Raw genomic sequence first — 7,376 nt, forward strand, 5'->3', positions numbered from 1 at the left:
AAGCCTCGCTCCCACGGGTTATGTGATCTGTAGGAGCGAGGCTTGCCCGCGAAGATGATTCAACAGGCACCACACCTCTCAATGCTTGCTGGCCAGCTCATCCAGATGATCTTCAATCTCCTGCGGCTTGAGCACCAGCACATCGCTTTCCACCGCATCGAGCACCACTTCTGCCGTATTGCCGATCAACGTCCCTGAAAGCCCGCTGCGCGCCACGGTGCCGATCACCGTCACCGCCGCCTGCAGCTTGTGCACCATGAACGGAATCAATACATCTGCGGGCCCTTCCTCGATGTGCAGATGCTGATCGTCAATGTCGAACTCGGCCTGGAACGCCCGGCACTGCTCGCGATAGCGCCCCTCGATGGTTTCCTTGAGCTGGAAGGTCGGATCGGCCGACGACAGCATCGGCGAGGGGTGAGCGCTGATCACGTGCAAGTGAGCCTTGGCCAGGATGGCAATGTCATAGCCGTGATCGATGATGGTGTTGTGCAGGTGACGGTGTTCCGGGTCGGTATTGCCGACATCGATGGCTGCCAGAATCACCTTGTCCTTCCAGGAACCGGCGGTTTTCACCAGCAGCACGGGGGTAGGGCAGTGGCGCAGCAGTTTCCAGTCCGCCGGGGTCAACAGTGCTCTCTTCAGGGCGCTGTCGGGGAAATGCTGCTTGATCACCAGCCCGCAGCCTTCGGCCTGCTGCACATCGACGATGGTTTCGTGCAGGCTCTGATTCCACGCCTGTTCGGTAGTAACGCTGAAACCGTCTTCCAGCAAGGCCGCCTTGAGCACGCTGAGCATGGCGCTGTGATCATGCTTGGGATCGCACACCAGCAGATGCAAGTGCGCCTGGGTCACGCCGGCAATCAATTTGGCTCGTTTGAGCGCCAGACTTTCCGAATGTTCGGGTTCGATGACCACCAGAATGCTGCGAATGGCTTGCATGATCGGGATCTCCTGAAATGAAAACGCACGGCGTTGCACAACTATAGTTGCTGGCTGCCGGCCGGGGTGTTGATACATATCAACGGTCGGCCGCTGGTGGTCTGCGGGCAGGCCGGTATAATCGGCGCCCTTCGTTTCGAACCTTTACTCCGTGGGCCCCATGATCCTTCCCGAAATTCACGAATTCCTTGGCTGTCGCACCCCCGATGGCTGGGTCCAGGCCGCGCTGGCCGATCAGGAAACCTTGCTGATCGACCACAAGAATTGCGAATTCAAGGCCGCCAGTACTGCGCTGAGCCTAATTGCTAAATATCACTCCCATGTCGACCTGATCAACATGATGTCGCGCCTGGCCCGGGAAGAGCTGGTGCATCATGAACAGGTCATGCGCCTGATGAAAAAGCGCAAGATCGAGCTGCGCCAGCTGTCCGCCGGGCGTTATGCCTCGGGGTTGCGCAAGGTGGTGCGCAGTCATGAACCGGTGAAACTGGTGGATACCCTGGTGGTGGGCGCGTTCATCGAGGCGCGCAGTTGTGAACGTTTCGAGGCGCTGGTGCCGCATCTGGATGAAGAACTGGGCAAGTTTTATTTCGGTCTGCTCAAGAGCGAAGCGCGGCATTTTCAGGGGTATCTGAAGCTGGCTTACCAGTATGGGGATGCCAAGGACATTGCCAACGTGATCGACCGTGTTCGTGCGGCGGAGCAGGAATTGATCGAGTCGCCGGATGTGGAGTTCCGATTCCACAGCGGTATTCCCGCAGCTGCCTGATCCCCGCTCCCCTGTAGGAGCGAAGCTTGCTCGCGATGGTCGTCAACGATGACGTTGGTTGTCTGACACCCCGCGGTGCCTGAGCCTCCATCGCGAGCATGCTCGCTCCTACAGGTTTAAACCGAGGCGTTCATGCCATTGGGCGATGGATTCCTCGGGATAACCATCGAACTGCTTGTCCTCAGGCTGAACCTCAACTTCCACCCAAGGCGCCTTCGACCCCAACAGCAAATGCGTATGCTCCGGTGGCACAGGCAGCGGCGTGTCGATCGCCGAGGCAAACGGGTGAATCAGCTCCGGCCATTCAGGGCTGAACAGCCACAATCCCGAACCGCATACCGAACAGAAATGCCGTTCGGCGCTACTGCGGTGGGCCCGCGCTTCGCCTTCGCCCTTGAGCAGCGCATGGTAAATCGCGATGTTCTTGCGCCCGCGTACCTTGAGGCTGTCGGCGTCGCCGGCAATGTTGATCGCATAACCGCCACCGCCCTGGGTCTTGCGGCAGATCGAGCAATAGCAGCGTTGATAGGGGTAGGGATGGGCGCTGGTCAGACTGAACGAAACCGCGCCGCAATGGCAGGAGCCTTCGAGATGCATGGTGGCCTCCAATGGCTTGTGGGATCTGATTCAGCCTAGAAGACTACGGTGATAGTGCAGACGCAATCGCGAGCAGGCTCCCACATGGATCACCGTGAACCTGTGGGAGCGAGCCTGCTCGCGATCAATTGTCAGGGCAACGCCAGCAGATCGGTTCGAACCTCCGAGTAACGTCCGCTTAAATCCTCATTCCTGCTGCACAACTTCAACGGCAACTGCTCGGCCATGAACGTCACTTCTTCAAACGTCTTCGTGTAGTCGGCAATCTTCACTTTGCTGCAATCGGTTTCCGACGCCGGTCCCGAGAAGTAGAGTGCGCCGAAGTGCGTCGGCACCAGATAGCGCCATTTGACGTTGTAGTTCCAATCGGCGCTCAGCGTAATCGTCGGCTCCGGCGTGTGAACCGGCGTTCTTTCCACCAGCTGAACAGGTGTCACCCAGGCGTTGTTCATCAATGCGGCAGTGGGTCTTTGTTCGGCGGACTCGACGCCAATGACACACAGATAATGCATGCCGACGTCTCGGCTGACAGCTGTATCCAGAACCACATCATTGGCATCAAGCGTGCCACTGTAGTTGCGCGCCGATCTGCAATCCTGCGCTTGCCTTACAGTCTTGAAGCGATAAAAAGGCGTACTTAACGAGAACTGCGCATTGATCATAGGGTCAGGGCTGGACGCATTTCTGGGCATGGCCACGTATTGAGTTGGCCAGTATTTCAGCTCGGTCAGCTTGAAAGGGGCTTGCGATGTACAGAAGTTCGAAACACTGGTGAAAACACCTTGGCTGAAGCAACTCGGCAACTTGTCTGCTGCAAAGGAGTAGTGTGTATCCGGCGACCACGAGACTTTGCCGTTTCTGACTTCACAAGGCGCATTTTCAAAGCATTGTTCCTCGGCCGTTGCCCCGTCGGTACTGGTCGACAGCACACTGAGGATCGCGCCGCTTTGCCTGTCCAGTACGGGGCTTCCCGAAGACCCGGGACGCACTTCACGACAAGCATTTTTCAAGCTCTCGAGAAAGACCCGGTCACTTTCAACCAGTGTGCCTTCCACAGGCTCCTGAGTGCAGGCAGCCAATCGCAATCCTGATTGTTCCAGGCCGCCGGGAGCGCCGACGATCAGCACGTCCGAAGCATCCTTCGACCATTGCGAAGCGAGGGGCAGAGGGTTGATGCCGGCCTTGATCAGGGTGTCGAGGGTAACGTCCAGTTCCATGATTGCCAGGTCGGTCTGGGAGAAATCCTTCCAGACGGTTTCCTTGACCGGATAGGTTTTGTGGTTGGCGGAAGTGTCGTTGAAATAGTTGAACTTCACGGTTTCCTTATCTGTTGGCGCGAGAGGGCGGCGAAGCACGCCGGGCGCACAATGCGCGGCGGTGAGCAAGTAAGCCGGGCCGACGGCGTTGAAGTGTTCATCGCGAGTGTCCAGAAGGCTGGCGGTACAGACGGGGTCTTCGTTGAGAAATATCTTTCCAATGCCATTCCAGCGCTTGTAATGGTCATCCTGGTTTTTAAGTAATACCGCGTCGGAGCCATTGGTCAGGCCTTCTCCCAAGTCCATCGCAAAAGTGGATGAAGAGAAGATCAGTGCTGTCGTCAGTGCGCACAAGGCACTCGATTTACGTTGTTTCATAACCAATCCCTGGTTGTTGATGGATAGTTGCAATGCTGAAGTTCATTGCAGGCCGCACAGTAAAACCGCCGGGCGTATTGGGCGAAGCCCGCAACTGTTTGTAGGTGTTGCGCGGCCCCACTGCAGCGGGTCAGCATGGGCGCCTTCGAACTCCGGACCCGACCCGATGCGCCGATTACCTTCCCTGGCAGCCCTCAGAACCTTCGAATGCGCCGCGCGCCACGCCCATTTCGGCCGGGCGGCGGCGGAGTTGTGCGTGACCGACAGCGCGGTCAGCCATCAGATCCGCCAGCTTGAAGAGCAACTGGGCGTTTCGCTGTTCATCCGCGAAGGCCGGCAGATCCGCCCGACCATGGCCGCCGGACGCCTGATGCAAAGCCTGCAGCAGGCCTTCGAACTGATCGGCGAGGCCTGCGATGAGCTGCGCGACCCGTCATCGCTCGCGGTGTTGCGCCTTGCGGTGACCGCCGAACTGGCGCAGAAGTGGCTGATGAACCGGCTCACGGATTTTTACGCGCGTTACCCGCACATCACCCTGCATCTCTACGAACAGCCCATCGACGCCACGGCACCGGGGGAGGACATCGACCTGGCGATCACCTACGGCACCGGCCCCGTGGACAGCACGGCGTATTTCGTCCGGCCGCTGCCGGCGCTGCAGTTCTTCCCGGTGTGCAGTCCCGGCCTGTTCAACCAGGGCACCCTGAAAACGCCGAAGGATCTGGCTCGCCATTGCCTGTTGCACGACGATCAGGATGGCAAGACCTGGACCGCCTGGCTCACCAGTCACGCCGGTGATCAACGCCCGCAGCGCCAGCTGTATTTCGCCCACGCGGGCCTCGCGCTGGAGGCGGCGGCCCAGGGGCAGGGCGTGGCCATGGGCGACAATCTGACGGCCCAGGAAGATCTGCAAAGCGGCCGGTTGGTGCGGCCGTTCAGCGCCAGCATGACCGCCCTGGGCCAATACGCGCTGGTGTGTGAGCGGGTGCGGCTGGAGCGTCCGGCGGTGGCGCAGATGCTGGAATGGTTCAACGATCAGCTGGCCGATTGATGAGTTGAATTCAAGTATTCCGAAATAATCATCGTTGGCGAGGAGGGCGCCGGCGACCTTAGCCTGTGGCCATTCCAATCCCCGCTGATGAGGTTTGACCATGGCACGCTTGCTCGATACCACCCCAAAACTCGACGGTTTCCGCCTGCCCGGCGAGTTCGAAACCAAGTCCGGCTGCTGGCTCGGCTGGCCGGAGCGCACCGACGTCTGGCGCAACGGCGCCAAGCCTGCGCAGAAAGTCTGGGTGCAGATCGTCACCGCCATTTCCATGAGCGAGCCGGTCACGGTTTGCGCCTCCGCCGCGCAATTTGCCACCGCCCGCCGCCAGCTGCCGCCGCAGGTGCGGGTGGTGGAGATGACCTGCAATGACACCTGGTTCCGTGATAGCGGCCCGTGCTTCGTGGTCAACGACCAGAGCGGTGAAGTGCGGGGCGTGGACTTCGAGTTCAATGCCTACGGTGGCCTCGACGGCGGCCTGTACTACCCGTGGGACAAGGACGATCAGATTGCCAGCAAGATCCTCGAAATCGAAGGTTTCGATCGCTATCGCGCACCGTTGATCGCCGAACTGGGTGGCATTCAGAGCGATGGCCAGGGCAGCATCCTCACCACCGAGCAGTGCCTGCTCAACCGTAACCGCAACCAGCACCTGGGCAAGGAAGAAGTGACCAGCCGGCTGACCGACTACCTCGGTGCCGAGCAGGTGATCTGGCTGCCCCGGGGCTGCAAGTTCGATGAAACCGATGGCCACGTCGATGATCTGGCGTGTTTCGTGCGCCCCGGCGAAGTGGTGCTGCAATGGACTGACAATCGCGATGATCCGCAGTGGGAAATCTATCAGGAGGCCTACGACATCCTGCGCAGCACCCGCGACAGCCGCGGTCGCGAGCTGATCGTGCACAAGCTGCCGCAACCGGATGTGCTGGAGTGGACTGCCGAAGAGGCTGAAGGCCTGGACCAACTGGACAGCACCCATACCCGTCAGGCCGGGACGAAAATCTGTGCGTCGTACATCAACTACTACGCCGGCAACACCTCCATCGTCGTGCCGCTGTTTGGTGACCGTAACGATCGGGTCGCGCTGGCGACCCTGGCCGAGCTGTTCCCGCGGCACAACATCGTCGGCATCGAAAACTCCCGGGAAATCCTCCTCGGTGGCGGCAACGTCGCGTGCATCACCATGCCGCAATACGCCAGTCAGATGAAAGGAGCGTGATCATGGGCCTGCACAAACTGACTCAAGCGTTGATGCTGGTGCTTGCCCCCCTGTGTGTGCAGGCCGCCGACACCGCCAAACCAGTGGTCAATCTGTACATCTGGGGTGAGTACCTGGCCCCGGATACCCTGAAGAATTTCGAAAAGCAGACCGGTATCCGGGTGGTGGCCGACCATTTCGACTCCCTGGAAACCGTCGAGACCAAGCTGCTGACCGGTCGCAGTGGCTACGATCTGGTGCTCACCGCAGGCCAGCATCTGTCCCGGGCCATCGAAAGCGGCGCGGTGCAGGCCATCGACAAGCAGCAACTGCCGCATTTTGCCGGGGTGGGAGAGGAGTTCCGTCAGCACATGGCAGTGTTCGATCCGGGCAACCGTTACGCCGGGATCTATGCCTGGGGCACCACCGGCGTGGGCTTTCAGGAGCAGGCAGTGAAAAAGCGCTTGCCTGATGCGCCTACCGACAGCTGGGCGATGTTGTTCGATCCGGATGTAGTGTCGAAATTTTCCGATTGCGGGGTCAGCCTGCTCAACGACCCCAATGAAGTATTCGCGGCGGTCATGAAGTACATGGGTCTGGACATCAATCGTCAGAGCCTGGACGACCTGAAGCTGGCGGAGCAGCAACTGGCGAAGATTCGGCCCTACATTCGCTATTTCGACAACGATTTGAACATCAGCGACCTGGCTAACGGTAATACCTGTGTGGCGATGTCGTGGAACGGCAACGTGGCCATCGCCGCCGGCCAGGCCGAGGCGGCGAACAAGCCGTACACGCTCAAGTACCGGATTCCGAAGGAAGGCACGTTGATCTGGTTCGATGCCATGGTCATCCCCAAGGATGCGCCGCATCCTGAGGCGGGTTTGAAGTTGATGGACTACCTGATGACGCCCGAGGTGATCGCGCCGATCACTGACACCATCCATTACGCCAACGCGATTACCGCGGCGGACGGCTTGATTGATCCGGCGATTCGCAATGACCCGGGGACTTATCCGCCGCAGGCAGTTCGTGCTTCGTTGTATAGCAAGAATGACAATGGCAAGGCGTTCAACCGGGCGTTGGTTCGGGCGTTCAGTCGGTTGAAATCCGGGTTGTGACCCTGGCCGGATAATTCATTGATTGGGCTGACGTCTTCGCGGGCAAGCCTCGCTCCTACGGGTTTCG

Annotated in this window: 7 protein-coding genes; 4 read left to right on the forward strand and 3 right to left on the reverse strand. The window is 59.6% G+C overall.

The features are described from left to right. Nucleotides 1–78: 78 nt before the first annotated feature. Nucleotides 79–942, reverse strand: a complete 864-nt coding sequence (locus ACW9JE_RS26800; protein WP_224540789.1) for a universal stress protein — start codon at nt 940–942, stop codon at nt 79–81. A 160-nt stretch (nt 943–1,102) separates the two neighbouring features. Here ACW9JE_RS26800 and miaE point away from each other — a divergent pair, with 160 nt between their 5' ends. Next, nucleotides 1,103–1,711, forward strand: coding sequence for a tRNA-(ms[2]io[6]A)-hydroxylase (miaE, locus tag ACW9JE_RS26805; protein ID WP_224540791.1), 609 nt, complete (start codon nt 1,103–1,105; stop codon nt 1,709–1,711). A 108-nt stretch (nt 1,712–1,819) separates the two neighbouring features. Here the strand turns inward: miaE and ACW9JE_RS26810 are convergent, their stop codons facing one another. Both ACW9JE_RS26810 and ACW9JE_RS26815 read right to left on the reverse strand, forming a co-directional pair. After that, complete coding sequence (locus ACW9JE_RS26810; RefSeq protein WP_224540793.1) at nt 1,820–2,308, reverse strand: GFA family protein; 489 nt, start codon at nt 2,306–2,308, stop codon at nt 1,820–1,822. Between the two features lie 131 nt (nt 2,309–2,439). After that, a complete protein-coding gene (locus ACW9JE_RS26815; RefSeq protein WP_224540795.1) occupies nt 2,440–3,942 on the reverse strand; it encodes a trypsin-like serine peptidase in 1,503 nt (500 codons plus the stop codon). Nucleotides 3,943–4,108: 166 nt separating this feature from the next. Between ACW9JE_RS26815 and ACW9JE_RS26820 the strand changes: the two genes are divergently transcribed. The 3 genes from ACW9JE_RS26820 to ACW9JE_RS26830 all read left to right on the forward strand — a co-directional run bounded on the left by ACW9JE_RS26820 (nt 4,109) and on the right by ACW9JE_RS26830 (nt 7,309). Further along, on the forward strand, nt 4,109–4,993 hold the full coding sequence (locus ACW9JE_RS26820; protein ID WP_457434471.1) for a LysR substrate-binding domain-containing protein: 885 nt from the start codon (nt 4,109–4,111) through the stop codon (nt 4,991–4,993). Between the two features lie 100 nt (nt 4,994–5,093). Further along, nucleotides 5,094–6,209 (forward strand): agmatine deiminase, encoded by a 1,116-nt coding sequence (gene aguA, locus ACW9JE_RS26825; protein WP_457434472.1) that lies wholly within the window; start codon nt 5,094–5,096, stop codon nt 6,207–6,209. A 2-nt stretch (nt 6,210–6,211) separates the two neighbouring features. Beyond that, nucleotides 6,212–7,309: an extracellular solute-binding protein gene (locus ACW9JE_RS26830; RefSeq protein WP_457434473.1), complete on the forward strand. Its 1,098-nt coding sequence runs from the start codon at nt 6,212–6,214 to the stop codon at nt 7,307–7,309. Nucleotides 7,310–7,376 lie beyond the last annotated feature (67 nt).

Source organism: Pseudomonas sp. SDO55104_S430 (assembly GCF_054070595.1).